The following is an 817-nucleotide window of genomic DNA, read 5'->3' as shown; positions in this document are numbered from 1 at the left end:
GCACGTTGTCGTAGCGGTAGTTGACCTGAGTGCCATCAGCGTTGATGCGCCGACTGATCAGGTGCAACCCGTCGGCGTATTCGTAGCGGGTGACGTGGCCCAGTTCGTCGCGTTCGGCGGTGATTTTTCCGTAGGGGTTGTAGCTGTATTCCCGACACGCCCCACCGGGCAGCACCACGCGAACCAAGCGACCCACGCTGTCCCACTGATACTGGGTCAGCGCGCCATGCTCATCCTCGCGCGCCACCTGACGGCCAAGATCGTCATAGCGATACCGCTTGATCCCGCCATTGGGCAGCTGCTCCTCAATCAGTTGCCCCCGCTCATTCCACACCAGCCGATGGCAACTGTGATCCGGGTACCAAACCCCAACCAGTTGCCCGTATTTGTCGTAGCTGTAATCCGTAACATGTCCGTCGGGATCGATCTTACGAATGACGTCGCCCTGATCGTTACGCTCGTACTTCCAGACCGCCAGACCCCGCCTTACAACCCGTACGAAGCCATTGTCATGCTCGTAGGACGTCGGCTCATCATCCCCGGGAAACAACGCCACCAAGTGTCCGGCTTCGTCATACTGATACGCCGTCACCGCGCCCAGCGGGTTCTGCTCAACCGTCAGCCGGCCCTTGTCATCGTAGGATTTGAAGTGCTGTGCACCATCCGGATCAATCCGCTGCATCAGCCGCGCCCGGTCGTCATGGACATACACTTCCTGACTGCCATCGGCGTTATGCAGCGTGACACGGCCGTCATCTCCCCAGGCATACCGCGTATCCATCTGGGAAAAACTGGCCCAATGCCGGACACATCGCGC

General features: G+C 59.7%; 1 pseudogene. It reads right to left on the bottom strand.

Annotation, left to right across the window (positions count from 1 at the left end):
- Positions 1 to 817 (bottom strand): annotated as a pseudogene (locus PspCFBP13509_RS31310) (RHS repeat protein); the annotation flags it as partial.

The organism is Pseudomonas sp. CFBP13509 (genome assembly GCF_005233485.1).
Classification (GTDB): domain Bacteria; phylum Pseudomonadota; class Gammaproteobacteria; order Pseudomonadales; family Pseudomonadaceae; genus Aquipseudomonas; species Aquipseudomonas marginalis.
This window is presented reverse-complemented; position numbering and strand designations above follow the sequence as displayed.